The organism is Nocardioides sp. W7, assembly GCF_022919075.1.
Classification (GTDB): Bacteria; Actinomycetota; Actinomycetes; order Propionibacteriales; family Nocardioidaceae; genus Nocardioides.
The window spans coordinates 4289234-4304319 of the sequence record NZ_CP095078.1 but is presented as its reverse complement, the minus strand read 5'-3'; the positions used below and the strand labels follow the sequence as shown (position 1 = coordinate 4304319).

The following is a 15086-nucleotide window of genomic DNA, read 5'->3' as shown; positions in this document are numbered from 1 at the left end:
CCCGCGGCCGCGGCCCACACCCGCGACGTCCTCGTCGTGGGTGTGGGCTGCGCCGGTGCGACAGCGGCGATCGAGGCGGCCGAGACCGGCGCCGCGGGTGCCGCGCGATGAGCGCGGGACTCCAGCGCTTCGACGGGCGTCGCGTGCTGATGACCGGCGCCGCCTCCGGCATCGGCCGGGCCACGGCCGTCCGGCTCGTCGCCGAGGGTGCGGCCGTCGTCGCCGTGGACCGCGACGAGGACGGCCTGGCGCGCACCGCCGAGCAGTGCGCCGGACCGGGACGGATCAGCACCGCGGTCTGCGACGTCACCTCCGAGGCGGAGGTGGTCGCGACCGTCGCGCAGGCCGTCCGCGAGCTCCGCGGTCTCGACGTGCTGGCCAACGTGGCCGGCATCCACCGGACCACGCCGATCGAGTCGCTCACGGTCGACGACCTGCACCTGCTCTTCGAGGTCAACCTCGTCGGCACCGCGCTCTTCTGCCGCGAGGCCGTCGCCCACCTGGGCCGCGGAGGCGTGATCGTCAACGTCGCCTCCAGCGCCGCTGCCCACGGCAACCCGTACATGTCGGCGTACTCCGCCTCGAAGGGCGCGGTGCTGGCCTTCTCGCTGAGCCTCGCCGCCGAGCTGGTGGGGCGCGGCATCCGGGTGGTGCCGGTCTCCCCGGGCACGGTGGCCACGCCGCTGACCGCCGGGGTGACCCCCGGCGACCTCGACTTCGGCTACTACGGTCGGATCCGCTCCCTGATGGGGGAGGCCTCACCGGAGCAGGTCGCCGGCGTCATCGCCTTCGCCGCCTCCGACGACGCGTCGTACCTCACCGGTGCCGAGCTGCGCGTCGACGGCGGCTCCCACACCTGACCCACCCTCACCATCCCCTGGAGGACCCCATGTCCCGTCTCGTCGTCGTCACCGGTGCCGCCTCCGGCATCGGCGCGTCCGTCCGCAGCCTCTTCGAGGGTCGGGGCGACCGCGTCCTCGGCGTGGACCTGAAGGACGTGGAGGTCTGCGCCGACCTCAGCACCGCCGAGGGCCGGGCCGCAGCGGTCGCCGGCGTCCTCGAGGCGTCCGGCGGCGTGGTCGACGCCGTGGTGACCTGCGCCGGACTCTCGGGCTCGTCGCCGGCGCTCCCGCCGGTCAACTTCTTCGGCACCACCGACCTGGTCGCGGGCCTGCGCCCCGCGCTGGCCGCAGCTCCCGCGCCGCGGGTGGTGCTGGTCGGGTCGATCTCGGCGACCCAGCCGGTCGACCAGGCGCTGGTCGACGCGCTGCTCGCCGGTGACGCCGCCGAGGCGGCTCGGCTCACCGACGCGGCCATCGCCGACGGCCGCCCCCAGCAGCTCTACCCGTCCTCGAAGTCGGCGCTCACCCAGTGGGCCCGGAGCACCGCCGTCACCCCGGGCTGGGCCGACGCGGGCATCGCGCTCAACGTCGTCGCGCCGGGCGTCGTACTGACCGCGATGACCGCGGCCCTGGTCACCGACCCGCGGATGAAGCAGGTCATGGACGCCGCCGTGCCGATGCCGTTGCACGGCTACTCCGCCCCCGAGGACGTGGCCCGGGTGATCGGCTTCCTGGCCTCGCCCGAGGTCACCCACGTCACCGGTCAGGTGCTCTACGTCGACGGCGGCGCCGAGGCCACGCTGCGCCCGGCCACGGCCTTCTGATGAGCGCACCGGAGGGAGCACTGGCCGGACGGGTCGCCCTGGTGACGGGAGCCGGGCAGGGCGTGGGCCAGGGGATCGCCCTGGCCCTCGCGGGTGCCGGCGTCTCCGTCGCCGTCCTCGGCCGGACCGAGGCCAAGCTGGAGGAGACCTGCCGTCTGGTCCGCGACCGGGGCGTCGAGGCCGAGCCGTTCGCGTGCGACGTCGCCGAGACCGAGGCCGTCCCGGCGCTCGTCGAGGCCGTCGTCGCCCGCTTCGGGCGCCTCGACATCCTGGTCAACAACGCCTGGGCCGGGGCGTACGGGCCGCTGCTGGACCTCAGCGACCGGGCCTTCCAGAAGGGCTTCCGCACCGGGCCGTTCGCCTCGTTCGCGTTCATGAAGGCCGCCCACCCGCACCTGAAGGCCAGTGGCGACGGCTCGATCGTCAACCTGGTCACCTCGGCCATGGTGCGCTGGGACCCCACGACGTACGGCGCCTACGCGGCGGCCAAGCAGGCCGTGCGGTCGCTGACCCGCACGGCCGCGGTCGAGTGGGCCCCGGACGGCATCCGGGTGAACTCCATCGCACCGCACGCGCTGTCGCCCGGGCTGCGGCAGTGGACCGAGAGCAACCCCGAGGAGGCCGCCGAGTTCGTGGCCAGCATCCCGATGCGGCGGATCGGCGACTGCGAGGAGGACATCGGTCGGGCGGTCGTCGCGCTGGTCGGACCCGACCTGCGCTACCTCACCGGGGCCACGGTGCCGCTCGACGGAGGGCAGGCGTTCTTCGGCTGAGACAGCTGTTCGGAGCTGTTCGGTCCGGCTTCACCCGCAGGCCACCCCCCGGGGGCGGCGGGACTCCTAGCTTCGAGAGGTCAGCACCACGACTCTCGGAAGGCTCCCCATGTCCCGCCTGCACCACCTCGTGCCCGCCCTCGCGGCCGCCGCCGTCCTCAGCGCCCTCCCGACGCTCGCCTCGAACGCGGTGGGCGCCCCGGCACCCTCGGCCCCGACCGCCAAGCAGGACCAGCCGCGCAACCCCGTCGTCGCCCACCGCGGAGCGTCGCGGGTGGCACCGGAGGAGACGCTCGCCGCGTACCGAGCGGCCATCGCGGAGGGCGCTGCGGTCCTCGAGGGCGACGTCCAGCTCACCCGGGACGGGGTGCCGGTGCTCGTCCACGACGACACGCTCGACACCACCACCGACGCCGAGCAGGTCTTCCCCGACCGCGCCCCGTGGCGCGTCGGCGACCTCACGCTGGCCGAGCTGAAGCAGCTCGACGCCGGCTCGTGGGTGAACGAGAAGTACGCCGGCGAGCGCGTCCCGACGCTGGCGGAGGTGCTCCGGCTCGGCCGCGGCCGGGTGGGCTTCAACCTCGAGCTGAAGTCGCCCCAGAACAGCCCCGGCGTGGCCACCCGGCTGGCTGAGGTGCTGCGCGCGCACGGGTACACCGACGACCGGGTCGACCGGCGCACCGGCATGCTCCGGATCGCCGTGCACTCCCGCGACGAGGCGGCGCTGCACGAGTTCGCGGGGGAGCTGCCCTACGTACGGATCTCCTGGCTCTCGGGCGGCGCGATGCTCGACGACGCGCGCCTGGCCGAGCTCGCGCCCTGGACCGACGCGGTCTACGCCTCCCCGACGCGGACCAGCGCCGTCGACGTGGACCGCGCCCACGCCGTCGGCCTGGAGGTCTACAGCGACCCGGTCGACAGCCCCGCCCAGATCGGCATGGCGCTCAACCAGGGGTACGACTACCTGGTGACGAACGTGCCGACGGTGGCGCGACGGGTCCTCGCCGGCCGGTCCCCGGGGATCGGCGCCGGCCGCGTCGTGATCGACCACGTGCTGGAGAACCCCAGCGGGGTCGACGAGCAGGCGGAGAACGGCGAGTACGTCGCGCTGCGCAACACCACCGCCCGCCCGCTCGACGTGTCCGGGTACCGCCTGACCGACTACGCGGGGAACGTCTGGCTGACCACCGGCGACGATGCCGTCATCGGTGCCGGCGGGCTGTTCAAGGTCTACGTCAACAGCGGCACCGACCGGCCCGACGCGCACTACAACGGGCACCCGAAGGGCATCTTCGACAACGCCGGCGGTGACACCGTCTACCTGCTGGACGAGGACCAGCGGCTGCTCGACGTGGCGTCGTACCTCCGGCCGTAGCGGAGCGGACCCCGGACCGGCGGAGCGACCGACCGGGCTCGGGCCGCCCGCCTCCGCAGCACCTGGCGTCACATCGTTGTCGAGGAACTCGCGGCTGTGTCGAGATGCTTCACGACACAGCCGCGAGATTCACCGCCCAGGCGGAGAATCTCTCTCGGCCCACCCACCTCAGCGGTTGAGCGGCTGCACCCCGGTGGTGTCGAGCTCGGCGACGGAGTAGGCCGCGTAGTTCTGGCGAGGCGAGCGGTCCGCGAAGTGCGGCACCAGCTGCTCGTCGAGCTCCTCGACGGTGAACGTGCCGGTCGTCGAGGTGAACTTCCGCTCCACCGTGGGCGCCGCCATCAGCGCGACCATGTCTCCGTAGACCACGAAGACCTGGCCGTTGACGGTGGCGGCCGCGGGGGACGCCAGCCAGGAGACGAACGTCGCGACCCGCTCGGGGGCGAGGATGTCGAGCTCGTTCCCGTTCGGGTCCGCGTCGAAGACGTTCGCCGTCATCTCGGTCCGGGCGCGGGGGCAGATCGCGTTGGCGGTGACGCCGTACCGGGACAGGCCCTGGGCGCTCGAGAGCGTCAGCGCGGTGATGCCCGCCTTGGCGGCAGCGTAGTTGGGCTGGCCGGCGGAGCCGAAGAGGAAGGCCTCGGAGGAGGTGTTCACGATCCGGCCGTAGACGGGCGCACCGGCAGCCTTGGAGGCGTTGCGCCAGTGCACGGCCGCGGCCCGGGAGACGGCTGCGTGGCCCTTGAGGTGCACGGCGATGACGGAGTCCCACTGGGCCTCCGTCAGGTTGAACAGCATGGTGTCGCGGGTGATGCCGGCGTTGTTGACCACGACGTCGAGGCTGCCGAAGGTCTCCACGGCCGCCGAGACCAGGCGGTCACCGAGGCTCCAGTCGGACACGTCGCCGAGCACCGCGACCGCACCCACGCCGAGCTCCTTGATCTCGGAGACGACGTCCTCGGCGGCCGGGCCCATGTCGTTGACGACGACGTTGGCGCCGGCGGCAGCGAGGGCGAGCGCCTCGGCGCGACCGAGACCGGCTCCCGCGCCGGTCACCACGGCGGTGCGTCCCGCCAGGTGGGTGCTGCTCATGTGTGCTCCTTGCGAACTCATCGGATGGGGTCGTCGCACGCTAGGTCGGCGCGCGACGGCCGCCCGCGGCAGATCCGACTGGGTGGGACTGACCTCCCTGGCACACCCTCCCGGGTCCCTAGCCTGCGAGCGCTGCCACCCAGACAGGAGAGCACCATGCCCGAGGCTGTAATCGTCGAGGCCGTCCGTACGCCCGTGGGTCGCCGGTACGGCGCGCTCGCCGGCCTGCACCCGGCCGAGCTGCTCGGCGCCGCCCAGACCGCGCTGGTCGAGCGGGCCGGCATCGACCCGGCGAGCGTCGGCCAGGTGATCGGCGGCTGCGTGACCCAGGCGGGGGAGCAGGCCAACAACGTCACCCGCAACGCCTGGCTGCACGCCGGGCTTCCGTACACCACCGCCTGCACCACCATCGACTGCGCCTGCGGGTCCTCCCAGCAGGCCGTCCACCTGGTCGCCGGCCTGATCGCCGCCGGGGCGATCGACGCGGGGATCGGCTGCGGCGTGGAGGCGATGAGCCGGGTCTTCCTCGGCGCCGCGCTCGCGCCCGGCACCGGGCTGCCCACCCCGGACTCGTGGAGCCTCGACCTGCCCGACCAGTTCACCGCCGCCGAGCGGATCGCCGACCGCCGCGGGCTGACCCGCGAGCAGCTCGACGCGTTCGGCCTCGCCTCGCAGCGCAAGGCGGCCGCCGCCTGGGCCGAGGGACGCTTCGACCAGCAGGTCGTGCCGGTCACCGCGCCGCTCCTGGGCGCGGACGGCCCGACCGGCGAGAGCCACGTCGTCAGCCGGGACCAGGGCCTGCGCGAGACCAGCGCCGAGGCGCTGGCCGGGCTGAAGCCGGTCCTCCCGGACGGCCGCCACACCGCCGGCAACTCCTCGCAGATCAGCGACGGCGCGGCCGCCGTACTCCTGATGAGCCGGGAGCGGGCCGAGGCCGAGGGGCTGCGCCCACGGGCCCGGATCGTCGCCTCGGGCATGGTCGGCTCCGAGCCGTACTACCACCTCGACGGCCCCGTCGACGCGACCGCGCACGTGCTGCGCGCCGCGGGCATGAAGCTCGGCGACATCGACCTGGTCGAGATCAACGAGGCGTTCGCCTCGGTCGTGCTCTCGTGGGCGCAGGTCCACGACGCCGACCTGGACCGGGTCAACGTCAACGGCGGCGCCATCGCGCTCGGCCACGCGGTCGGCTCGACCGGTGCCCGGCTGATCACCCAGGCCCTCCACGAGCTGGAGCGACGCGACGCGTCGACCGCGCTCGTCACCATGTGCGCCGGCGGCGCGCACGCCACCGCCACGATCATCGAACGGATCTGACGATGTCCCGACCCACCAGCACCGGCACCCTCGGCCTCGACCAGGACCATCTCGACCTGCGCGACTCCGTGCGGACCCTGCTCGCCCGCCACGTCACCGAGGCGGTCGTCCGCGACGCCGTCGAGGCCAAGCACGAGGTGCTGCCGCCGTTCTGGGGCGAGCTCGCCGAGCAGGGCCTGCTCGCGCTGCACCTGCCCGAGGAGGTGGGCGGCGTCGGCGGCACCCTGCTCGACACGGCGGTCGTGCTGGAGGAGCTCGGTCGCGGGATGGCCCCCGGCCCCTACCTCCCGACCGTGCTGGCCTCCGCGGTCCTCGACCGCGCGGGCCACGCCCGCGAGCTCCCCGGCCTCGCCGGGGGTACGACGACCGCCGCGGTCGCCCTGGAGCCCGGCACCCTGCGCGGGACCCCGACCGCCGACGGCGGCCTCGAGGTCACCGGCGAGTCGGTCCCGGCCCTGGGTGCGCAGGTCGGCGACCTGTTCCTCTTGCCGGTGGCCGTCGACGCCGCCGTGCGCTGGGTGCTGGTCGGGCGCGACGCCGTCGAGACCGACCGCGAGCCCAGCCACGACCTCACCCGCCGGCTCTCGCCGGTGCGGGTGACCACCACCGTCCCGGCCGGCGACGTCCTCGACCTCGACCCGCAGCTGCCGCTGGACCTGGCGGCGACCCTGTTCGCCGCTGAGGCCTCCGGTCTCGCCGACTGGGCCACCTGGACCGCCGCGGAGTACGCCCGGGTCCGGCGCCAGTTCGGCCGGCCGATCGGCCAGTTCCAGGGCGTCAAGCACCGCACCGCCTGGATGCTCGCGGTCTCCGAGCAGGCCCGGGTCTGCGCCTGGGACGCCGCCCGGGCCCAGCACGCCGGCGTGGACCGGGACGAAGCCTCGCTCGCGGCCGCCGTGGCCGGCGCGGTCAGCGTCGATGCCGCCTTCCGCACGGCCAAGGACTGCATCAACACCCTCGGCGGCATCGGCTTCACCTGGGAGCACGACGCGAGCCTCTACCTGCGCCGCGCCCAGACCCTGCGGCTGCTGCTCGGATCGTCCAGCAGCTGGCAGCGCCGGATCGCCGAGCTGACCATCGCCGGCGCCCGACGCGAGCTGGGCCTGGAGCTGCCGCCGGAGGCCGAGCAGGTGCGCGCCGAGGTGCGCGCCGAGCTCACCCCGGCCGGCGACCTGGAGGGCGCCGAGCAGCGGCGCTACCTCGCCGAGCACGGCTTCACCGCCCCGCACCTCCCGCGGCCGTGGGGCCGCGGGGCCGACGCGATCGCCCAGCTCGTCATCGCCGAGGAGCTGCGCACCGCCGACCTCGCGCCGCACGACATGGTCATCGGCAACTGGGTGGTGCCGACGCTGATCGCGCACGGCGACCAGCAGCTGCAGGAGCGGTTCGTCCCGGCCAGCCTGCGCGGTGACCTCGTCTGGTGCCAGCTCTTCAGCGAGCCCGGCGCGGGCTCGGACCTCGCCGGACTGTCGACCCGCGCGGAGAAGGTCGACGGGGGCTGGCGGATCAACGGCCAGAAGGTGTGGACCTCGATGGCCCGCGAGGCCGACTACGGCATCCTGCTCGCCCGCACCGACCCGACCGCGGCCAAGCACCGCGGACTGTCGTACTTCCTGCTCGACATGTCGTCGGCCGGTCTCGACATCCGCCCGCTGCGGGAGCTGACGGGCGAGGCGCTCTTCAACGAGGTCTTCCTCGACGACGTCTTCGTCCCCGACGACCTGCTCGTCGGCGAGCCGGGCGAGGGCTGGAAGCTGGCCCGCACCACGCTGGCCAACGAGCGGGTGTCGCTGTCGCGCGACTCCGCGCTCGGCAGCGGGGGAGAGGCGCTGCTCGCGCTCGTGGAGGCGGGCCCCGCCCCCGACGCGCAGCGGCTCGCGCAGCTCGGCAAGATCCTGAGCGACGCCCAGTCCGGCGGGCTCTTCGCGCTGCGCACCGCCCTGCGTCAGGTGACGGGCGCCCAGCCGGGCGCCGAGGCCAGCGTCGCCAAGCTGCTCGGCGTCGCCCACACCCAGGAGGTCTGGGAGACCGCGATGGAGTGGCAGGGCGCCGCGGCCGTCCACGGCGCCCCGCAGCGTCGTACGCCGACCTGGTCGTTCCTGTCCAGCCGCAACCTCTCGATCGCCGGCGGCACCACCGACGTCCAGCTCAACATCATCGGCGAGCGCATCCTTGGCCTGCCCCGCGACGCCGAGCCCGCCCCGAAGTCCTGAAGGAGTCCCATGCCGATCAACCGCGACGAGGCGCTGGCCGCCGAGCCGAGCGTGCGCGAGGTCTCCTGGACCAGCCGCGACGTGCTGCTCTACCACCTCTCCCTGGGAGCCGGCCGGCACGCCGATGCCGACCCCGAGCTGCGCTGGACCTTCGAGCGCGACCTGCAGGTGCTGCCGACCTTCGCGGCCGTCGCGGGCCAGGGGATCTCCGCCGGTGACGTCGCCGCTCCCGGGCTGAGCCTGCCGGGCATCGACATCGACCTGCGCCGGATCCTGCACGCCGGCCAGGCCCACACCGTGCACCGGCCGCTGCCGTCGGCGGGCACCGCCCGGATCGCCACCCGGGTGGCCGAGGTCTGGGACAAGGGCAAGGCGGCCGTGCTCGTGCTGGAGTCGAGCGCCACCACGGCCGACGACGAGCCGCTGTGGACGGGCCGGATGCAGATCTGGGCCCGCGGCGAGGGCGGCTTCGGCGGCGAGCCGGGTCCGGAGGAGCGGTGGTCGGTGCCGGAGCGCGATCCGGACCACGTGCTCGAGACGCCCACGGAGCCCGGTCAGGCGCTCCTCTACCGGCTCAACGGCGACCTCAACCCGCTGCACGCCGACCCGGAGTTCGCCGCCTCGGCGGGCTTCGACAAGCCGATCCTGCACGGGCTGGCGTCGTACGGCATCGTGGCGCGGGCGCTGGTCGACGGCGTGCTGGACGGCGACGCGAGCCGGCTGGCCTCGGTGGCCGTCCGTTTCGCCGGCGTACTGGTCCCGGGCGAGACGCTCCGCACCTCGGTGTGGCGCGACGGCTCCCGGCTGTCGTTCGTGGCGACCTGCCCCGAGCGCGACGACGCACCCGTGCTGTCCCACGCGAGTGCCGAGGTGCGCGCGTGATCGCCCCCGACCGGCCGACCCTGAGCGCGACCCCGTCGAACGAGGGGGTCGACGCCGCGGTCGCGGCCGCTCGCCGGGTGGTGGCCGCGCTGCTGCACGCCGGCGGGAACTCGGCCGCCGAGATGAACGGCGTCGCCGCCCGGCTGACCGAGGTCGCCGAGTACCTCGAGGAGCACGCGCCCAGCCGCGACGAGCGCCTGGTCGACATGTGGGCCGGCGAGGGCTTCACCCGGCACGACCCGGTCACCGGGCCGGAGAACGCGGTGGCCCCGCCGCTGCAGCTCCACGGGCAGGAGGACGGCTCCATCGAGGGGCGCGTCACCCTGGGGCTGCCGTACCAGGGTCCGCCCGGATGCGTGCACGGCGGCGTCTCGGCGCTGATCCTCGACCACACCCTGGGCGTCGCGAACCACTGGGCGGGCGACTCCGGCATGACCGGCACCCTCACCCTGCGCTACCACCGCCCCACGCCGCTGTTCGAGGAGCTCACCGTGCGGGCCCGGCAGGTCTCGGTGGAGGGGCGCAAGATCCACACCACCGGGGAGATCCTGGTCGGCGACGAGGTGTGCGTGTCCACCGAGGGGCTGTTCATCAACAAGCACCTGCCGCGGCCCCGCTGAGCGGGGCCGCGGCGGGCGCGGTTCAGCGCTGCAGGTCCTCCACGGCCCGCAGCGCGAAGGCCATCGCCGTGCCGATGGGCGCCCCGGGGCCGGGGTAGACCCGGCCGGTCAGCGAGGCGCTGGCGTTGCCGACGGCGTAGAGCCCGGCCAGCGGGCGACCGGTGCCGTCCAGCACCCGCGCCTCGGTGTTGGTCACCAGCCCGCCCTTGGTGCCGAGGTCGGAGAGCACCAGCCGGGCCGCGGTGAACGGTCCGTCGGTGAGCGGCACCAGTACCGGGTCGGCGAAGTAGCGGTCGTACTCGTCGCGGCCCCGGCCGAAGTCGGTGTCGTCCCCGGCCTCGGCCAGCGCGTTGAAGCGCTCGACGGTCGCGGTGAGCTCCGCGGCCGGCACCCCGATCGCGGCGGCCAGGCCGGCCAGGGTGTCGTTCCGGGCCCAGGTGCCGGCGGCCAGGTGCTCCTCGGGAAGCCCGCCGGGCAGGGAGATCGCGGGCAGGCGACCCCCGGTGCGCGCGTCGAAGACGACGTACGACGGCACCCGGGCCGGGTCGGCGGCCATCGCCCGACCGAACTGGTCGTAGGGCAGCGACTCGTTGGCGTAGCGCCGGCCGTTGCCGTCGACGACGATCCCGCCGTGGAAGCCCAGGGTGAAGGAGGCGCCGCCGTCCGGCATCGCGATGCCGGGGCACCACCAGGCCTCGTCGAGCAGCGTGGTCGCAGCTCCCAGCCGCACCGCCGCCGCGACCGGGTCGCCGGTGTTGCTGCCGGCGGGGGCCATCGTCCAGTCCGCCTCGCCCGGCACGCCGTTGGTCGTGCGAGCCGACTCGCTGCGCTCGAACCCGCCGGAGCCGAGCACCACGCCGCGGCGCGCGGCGTACCGGTGCCGCTCGCCGTCGACGACGGCCTCCACGGCGGTGACGCGGTCGCCGTCACTGACCAGCACGTCCACGTCCGCGCCGGTCAGCACGGTCCCGAATCCGGTGCGGTGCAGCGCGAGCAGCAGCCGCCCGATCAGGGCGCGGCCGGCCACGAGCGGCCCGTCGGGATGGCCGAGGCCGGCCCGGTCGCGGTCGACGGCCGGCCGGACCAGGTCGGCGAGGGTGTCGATCTCGTCGCGGGGCAGGTCGCACGGGACGAAGGACCGGCCGCGCGGCACCCGGCCGGGACGGTCGAAGTAGTCGGGGAAGGGGCGCCACTCGAAGCACAGCGCGGAGTCCTCCTCCAGGGCCGCGACCACTCGGGGCGCCGAGGTGAGGAACGCCTCGCGGCGCTCCTCCTCGTCGTCGCCGAGGAGGGCGTGCAGATAGGTGCGCGCCGACTCGGTCGAGTCGGGTACGCCGGCCCGCTGCTGGACCTCGCTGCCCGGCAGCCAGCAGGCCGCACCGGAGTAGGCGGAGGTCCCGCCGAGCAGCGGGGTCTTCTCGAGCACCAGGGTCCGCAGTCCGGCGCGGGCGGCCAGCACGGCCGCGGTCAGCGCACCTGCGCCGGATCCCACGACGACGACGTCGTACTCGGTGTCGGCCTCGGCGGGGCCGGGACGGTGGTCGGTGCTGGACGGCTTCGTCATGGTCTGTCTCCTCGGGCGCGGGTGCGAGGTCCACCTCAGCGGATGGCCGCGAGCGGCTCGGTCGCCCATCCCACTCACCGGTAGCGTGAGCGGCGTCACCAGCTCGAAGCCGGAGGATGGACGCAGTCGAGTCCAGGGGGAATGTCGTGCCGCGAGTAGCCGAGGTCCGGTCGCCGGCCGCGCCCAGCTCGCCCGAGCAGCGGGAGCGCTACCGGCGCATCCTGCGCGCCGCGGCGCGCCACGGTGCCGACAAGGGCCTCGAACGGGTCCAGATGCACGACGTGGCCCGCGACGCGGGCGTGGCGATCGCGACGCTCTACCGCTACTTCCCCTCCAAGACGCACCTGTTCACGGCGCTGATGCGCTCGCAGGTCGAGCGGCTGGCCATGGTGTCGGTGCGGCAGCGTCCGGGGGAGACCTCGGAGAAGGCCATCGCCCGGCTCCTGGTGCGCGCCGGCCGCGATCTGCTGGAGAGTCCGCTGCTCGCCCACGCGATGATGCAGTCGAACAACGCGAGCGTCGCGCAGTCCCCGACGATGGGCGTGACCGAGCTCTTCTCGGACCTGATGCTGGCCGCGGGCGGGATCGATGACCCCACGCCGTACGACATGCGGCTGCTGCGCCTGCTGGAGGAGGCCTGGTACGGCATCGTGATCACGGCCCTCAACCGGGCCGTGGATCCGGCCGCGCTGGAGTCGGACACCGAGCTGGTGTGCCGCCTGCTCCTGGGCGGGCGGGAGTCCGGGGAGGGCTGATTCGGGCGCGTCCCGGCCTCCGGCCGCGTCGATGGCGTCCACGGGTGGACCCGCACGTGTCTCCGCTGCCGGCAGCGGGTTCGCCGCGGCACCGGGGCGAACGACCTCGTCAGTCGGGTCGACCCCACGCCTGCCCGACGAACCTCTGCACCTCGTCACGGAGCTCGTCGTCCTCGGGCGCGCCCATGAAGCCACCGTGCGGCATGCCCTCGGACACGTGCAGCTCGACCGGCACGCTCGCTCGGCGCAGGGCTCGGTGCATCCGCACGGCGTTGGACAGGAAGAGATCGCGGGTGCCGGCCTGGACGAAGGTCCGGGGGAACCCCGGCTCGAAGTCGCCGAACAGCGGCGACAGATACGGGTGGGTCAGGTCGTGCTCCCGCGCGTAGAGCGCGATGGTGTCGGTCAGCCGGTACGCCAGCACGACGTCGAGCAGCTGGTTGGTCTCGAACGAGTCGCCCGACTCGGTGAGGTCGAGCTCGGGCGTGAGGAGGACGAGGGCCGCGGGGAGCGGCAGCCCCTCGTCGCGCGCCCGCAGGGCCAGTGCGGCCGCCAGGTTCCCACCCGCCGACGCACCGCCCACCACGATGTTCTCCGGTGCGTAGGTCTCCAGAAGCGCGGCGTAGGCGCCCAGGCAGTCGTCCAGAGCCGCGGGATAGGGGTGTTCCGGAGGCATCCGGTAGTCCACGGCATAGGCGGTCACGCCGTGCTGCTCGGCCGCGAGCATCGCCCTGAGCCGACAGGCCTCACCCTCGCCGTAGACCAGCGCCCCGCCGTGCAGCTCGAGGTACGCGCGATCGTCCGGGTACGGCGCCTCGGGGGTCGCCACGTGCACGACCGCTCCACCGAGCTCCACGGTGCTCACCCTCGTCGAGCCCGTGACCTGGGGCGCGTAGCGCCGGACGAGGGACTCGCGGACGAAGGCCTTCGCCCTCGTCCAGCCGTCGTGGTCGTCCGGGGCGATCGTCGGCTGGGGCGCGGGCCGACCATCGGGTCCGATCATCGCCGCGAGATTGCGTCGGGCCTCCGCGCTGATCGAGGTCGGGAACGGCACCCACCGTTCCTCCAGCCGCACGCCCCTGCCGGGGGTGTTCCCGTCCACGCCGTCTCCGTCGGCGCCGTGAGCGGGGCGCTCGCGATCCGTCGGCCTCCGGCTCACAGGCCGACCTCTCGGCGGATCACCTTGCCGGTCGCGTTGCGGGGGAGCGGGGTGGGGGCGAACCGCCACCGGGTGGGCACCTTGAAGTACGCCAGCTCGCCCGCGGCGTACTCGCGCAGCCGCTCCTCCAGGCCCGCCGGGTCCGCGCCGGCGGCGGGGACGATGACCACGCCCACCTCCTGCCCGAGCTCCGGGTGGCTGGCGCCCAGGACGATGCACTCGGCGACGTCGGGGTGGTCGACCAGGACGCCCTCGATCTCGGCGGGGTAGACGTTCTCGCCGCCGCGGATGATCAGGTCCGAGCGTCGGCTGCTGAGGCTGATCCGGCCCTGCTCGTCGCGCACGCCGAGGTCGCCGGTGTGCAGCCACCGGCCCTCGCGGATGGTGTTCGCCGTGGCCTCGTCGTCGTCCCAGTAGCCCAGCATGTTGTAGGCGCTGCGCACGCAGATCTCGCCCTCGACGCCCGCCGGGACCGGGTTGCCGTCCGCGTCGCGGACCTCCAGCTCCACGCCGACGATCGGGTTGCCCAGGGTCCCGGGCGCGTCGGCGAGGTCCATCGGGGTGGCGACGGCGACGCCGGTGCACGACTCGGTCAGCCCGTAGCTGTCCACCAGCGAGGAGGCGAACGGCAGCTGCGTGCGCAGCCGCTCCTTCAGCTGCGGCGAGGACGGTGCGGACGCCAGGGCGAACGCGGTGAGCGAGGAGGTGTCGTAGCCGGACAGGTCGGCGTCGAGCAGCCGGCTCGCCATGGTCGGGACGGCGCCCCAGTTCGTGACCCGCTCGCGCTCGACGAGGCGCATCACCGGGTCGACGTCGAAGCCGCCGAGGTGCAGGGCGACCTTGCTGCCGGTCGCGAGCCGCGGGACGGCGAGGTTGTGCAGGCTCGCGATGTGGAACAGCGGCATGGCGAGCAGGTAGGCCCGGTCGCGCGGGTCGGTCGGGTCGCCGAACGCGCCCAGGAGCGCGTCGCTCATCCGGTGGTACTCGACGACCGACAGCAGGTTGCGGTGGGAGTGGGTGGCGCCCTTGGGCCGCCCGGAGGTGCCGGAGGTGTAGAGGATGACCGCGGGGTCGTCCTCGTCGACGTCCGCGGACGGCAGGGGAGCGTCCGGGTACGCCGCGGCCAGCCGGCGGACGTCGGCGAGGTCGATGACCGGCACCTCGGCGTCCGCGAGCAGCTTGCGGCGCTTGTCGTCGGCCACCACCAGGACGGGTCGGGCGTGGGTGAGGCCGTAGGCCAGCTCGCGCGCCGACCACCAGGCGTTGAACCCGACGGCGACGGCGCCGATCGACGCAACGGCCCAGAACGTGACGATCCACTCGGCGGTGTTGGCCGCGGCGATCGCGACCCGGTCGCCACGACCCACGCCGTACTCCTCACGCAGGGCCAGGGCGAGCGAGGAGACCATCGCGCCGTGCTCGGCGAAGGTGATCTGTTCCTCCAGCGTGGCGATGTAGGTGCGCTCACCGTGCTCGAGCGACTCCGCGAGCAGCTCGTGCAGCGCGCGGCGGCGGTGGACGAACACGCTGACCGGCGCACCCAGCACCTGCTCGGTGACCAGCTCGAACGGCGCCCCGGGGGCGACGAGACCGGCGACGACCTGACGCGCGGCGGTGCGGGGGTCGGTCTGGACGGTCATGCGCACTCCTGCGGTGTTCGTGGGCGGGTG

General features: G+C 74.3%; 13 protein-coding genes. 9 read left to right on the top strand and 4 right to left on the bottom strand.

Annotated features, from left to right (window positions below):
- Positions 1-107 precede the first annotated feature (107 nt).
- The 4 genes from MUB56_RS20235 (at position 108) to MUB56_RS20220 (ending at position 3814) form a co-directional block, all read left to right on the top strand.
- Positions 108-860: an SDR family NAD(P)-dependent oxidoreductase gene (locus MUB56_RS20235; protein ID WP_244928811.1), complete on the top strand. Its 753-nt coding sequence runs from the start codon at positions 108-110 to the stop codon at positions 858-860.
- Between the two features lie 29 nt (positions 861-889).
- The gene (locus MUB56_RS20230; RefSeq protein WP_244928810.1) at positions 890-1666 is read left to right on the top strand and encodes an SDR family oxidoreductase; all 777 of its coding nucleotides are present in this window, start codon (positions 890-892) and stop codon (positions 1664-1666) included.
- A complete protein-coding gene (locus MUB56_RS20225) occupies positions 1666-2439 on the top strand; it encodes an SDR family oxidoreductase (RefSeq protein ID WP_244928809.1) in 774 nt (257 codons plus the stop codon). The genes MUB56_RS20230 and MUB56_RS20225 overlap by 1 nt, the downstream gene beginning before the upstream one ends.
- A gap of 109 nt (positions 2440-2548) precedes the next feature.
- Positions 2549-3814, top strand: coding sequence for a glycerophosphodiester phosphodiesterase family protein (locus MUB56_RS20220; RefSeq protein WP_244928808.1), 1266 nt, complete (start codon positions 2549-2551; stop codon positions 3812-3814).
- Positions 3815-3982: 168 nt separating this feature from the next.
- On the opposite strand, the gene MUB56_RS20215 is transcribed toward MUB56_RS20220, so the two are convergent.
- Positions 3983-4906 carry a 3-oxoacyl-ACP reductase gene (locus MUB56_RS20215; RefSeq protein WP_244928807.1) on the bottom strand — a complete coding sequence of 308 codons (924 nt, stop codon included), beginning with the start codon at positions 4904-4906 and terminating at the stop codon, positions 3983-3985.
- 156 nt (positions 4907-5062) lie between these two features.
- On the opposite strand from MUB56_RS20215, the gene MUB56_RS20210 reads away from it, so the two are divergent.
- From MUB56_RS20210 to MUB56_RS20195, 4 genes are read left to right on the top strand one after another with little or no spacing between them, the layout of a single operon-like run.
- Positions 5063-6223 (top strand): steroid 3-ketoacyl-CoA thiolase, encoded by a 1161-nt coding sequence (locus MUB56_RS20210; RefSeq protein ID WP_244928806.1) that lies wholly within the window; start codon positions 5063-5065, stop codon positions 6221-6223.
- A 2-nt stretch (positions 6224-6225) separates the two neighbouring features.
- Positions 6226-8436 (top strand): acyl-CoA dehydrogenase, encoded by a 2211-nt coding sequence (locus MUB56_RS20205; protein ID WP_244928805.1) that lies wholly within the window; start codon positions 6226-6228, stop codon positions 8434-8436.
- 9 nt (positions 8437-8445) lie between these two features.
- Positions 8446-9318 (top strand): MaoC/PaaZ C-terminal domain-containing protein, encoded by an 873-nt coding sequence (locus tag MUB56_RS20200; RefSeq protein WP_244928804.1) that lies wholly within the window; start codon positions 8446-8448, stop codon positions 9316-9318.
- Positions 9315-9938, top strand: coding sequence for a PaaI family thioesterase (locus MUB56_RS20195; protein WP_244928803.1), 624 nt, complete (start codon positions 9315-9317; stop codon positions 9936-9938). The genes MUB56_RS20200 and MUB56_RS20195 overlap by 4 nt, the downstream gene beginning before the upstream one ends.
- Positions 9939-9960: 22 nt before the next feature.
- Here MUB56_RS20195 and MUB56_RS20190 read toward each other — a convergent pair whose 3' ends face one another.
- Positions 9961-11502, bottom strand: coding sequence for an FAD-dependent oxidoreductase (locus tag MUB56_RS20190; protein ID WP_244928802.1), 1542 nt, complete (start codon positions 11500-11502; stop codon positions 9961-9963).
- A 146-nt stretch (positions 11503-11648) separates the two neighbouring features.
- Here MUB56_RS20190 and MUB56_RS20185 point away from each other — a divergent pair, with 146 nt between their 5' ends.
- Positions 11649-12257, top strand: a complete 609-nt coding sequence (locus tag MUB56_RS20185; RefSeq protein WP_244928801.1) for a TetR family transcriptional regulator — start codon at positions 11649-11651, stop codon at positions 12255-12257.
- Between the two features lie 109 nt (positions 12258-12366).
- Here the strand turns inward: MUB56_RS20185 and MUB56_RS25945 are convergent, their stop codons facing one another.
- Together MUB56_RS25945 and MUB56_RS20175 are read right to left on the bottom strand one after the other, a co-directional pair.
- Positions 12367-13359: an alpha/beta hydrolase fold domain-containing protein gene (locus MUB56_RS25945; RefSeq protein ID WP_280637318.1), complete on the bottom strand. Its 993-nt coding sequence runs from the start codon at positions 13357-13359 to the stop codon at positions 12367-12369.
- 53 nt (positions 13360-13412) lie between these two features.
- The gene (locus MUB56_RS20175) at positions 13413-15056 is read right to left on the bottom strand and encodes a class I adenylate-forming enzyme family protein (RefSeq protein ID WP_244928800.1); all 1644 of its coding nucleotides are present in this window, start codon (positions 15054-15056) and stop codon (positions 13413-13415) included.
- Between the last annotated feature and the right edge of the window lie 30 nt (positions 15057-15086).

Excerpts from the sequence above, each read along its gene's own strand:
- MUB56_RS20235 (WP_244928811.1), top strand. The coding sequence starts at position 108 with ATGAGCGCGGGACTCCAGCGCTTCGACGGGCGTCGCGTGCTGATGACC.
- MUB56_RS20230 (WP_244928810.1), top strand. The coding sequence starts at position 890 with ATGTCCCGTCTCGTCGTCGTCACCGGTGCCGCCTCCGGCATCGGCGCG.
- MUB56_RS20225 (WP_244928809.1), top strand. The coding sequence starts at position 1,666 with ATGAGCGCACCGGAGGGAGCACTGGCCGGACGGGTCGCCCTGGTGACG.
- MUB56_RS20220 (WP_244928808.1), top strand. The coding sequence starts at position 2,549 with ATGTCCCGCCTGCACCACCTCGTGCCCGCCCTCGCGGCCGCCGCCGTC.
- MUB56_RS20215 (WP_244928807.1), bottom strand. The coding sequence starts at position 4,906 with ATGAGCAGCACCCACCTGGCGGGACGCACCGCCGTGGTGACCGGCGCG.
- MUB56_RS20210 (WP_244928806.1), top strand. The coding sequence starts at position 5,063 with ATGCCCGAGGCTGTAATCGTCGAGGCCGTCCGTACGCCCGTGGGTCGC.
- MUB56_RS20205 (WP_244928805.1), top strand. The coding sequence starts at position 6,226 with ATGTCCCGACCCACCAGCACCGGCACCCTCGGCCTCGACCAGGACCAT.
- MUB56_RS20200 (WP_244928804.1), top strand. The coding sequence starts at position 8,446 with ATGCCGATCAACCGCGACGAGGCGCTGGCCGCCGAGCCGAGCGTGCGC.
- MUB56_RS20190 (WP_244928802.1), bottom strand. The coding sequence starts at position 11,502 with ATGACGAAGCCGTCCAGCACCGACCACCGTCCCGGCCCCGCCGAGGCC.
- MUB56_RS20175 (WP_244928800.1), bottom strand. The coding sequence starts at position 15,056 with ATGACCGTCCAGACCGACCCCCGCACCGCCGCGCGTCAGGTCGTCGCC.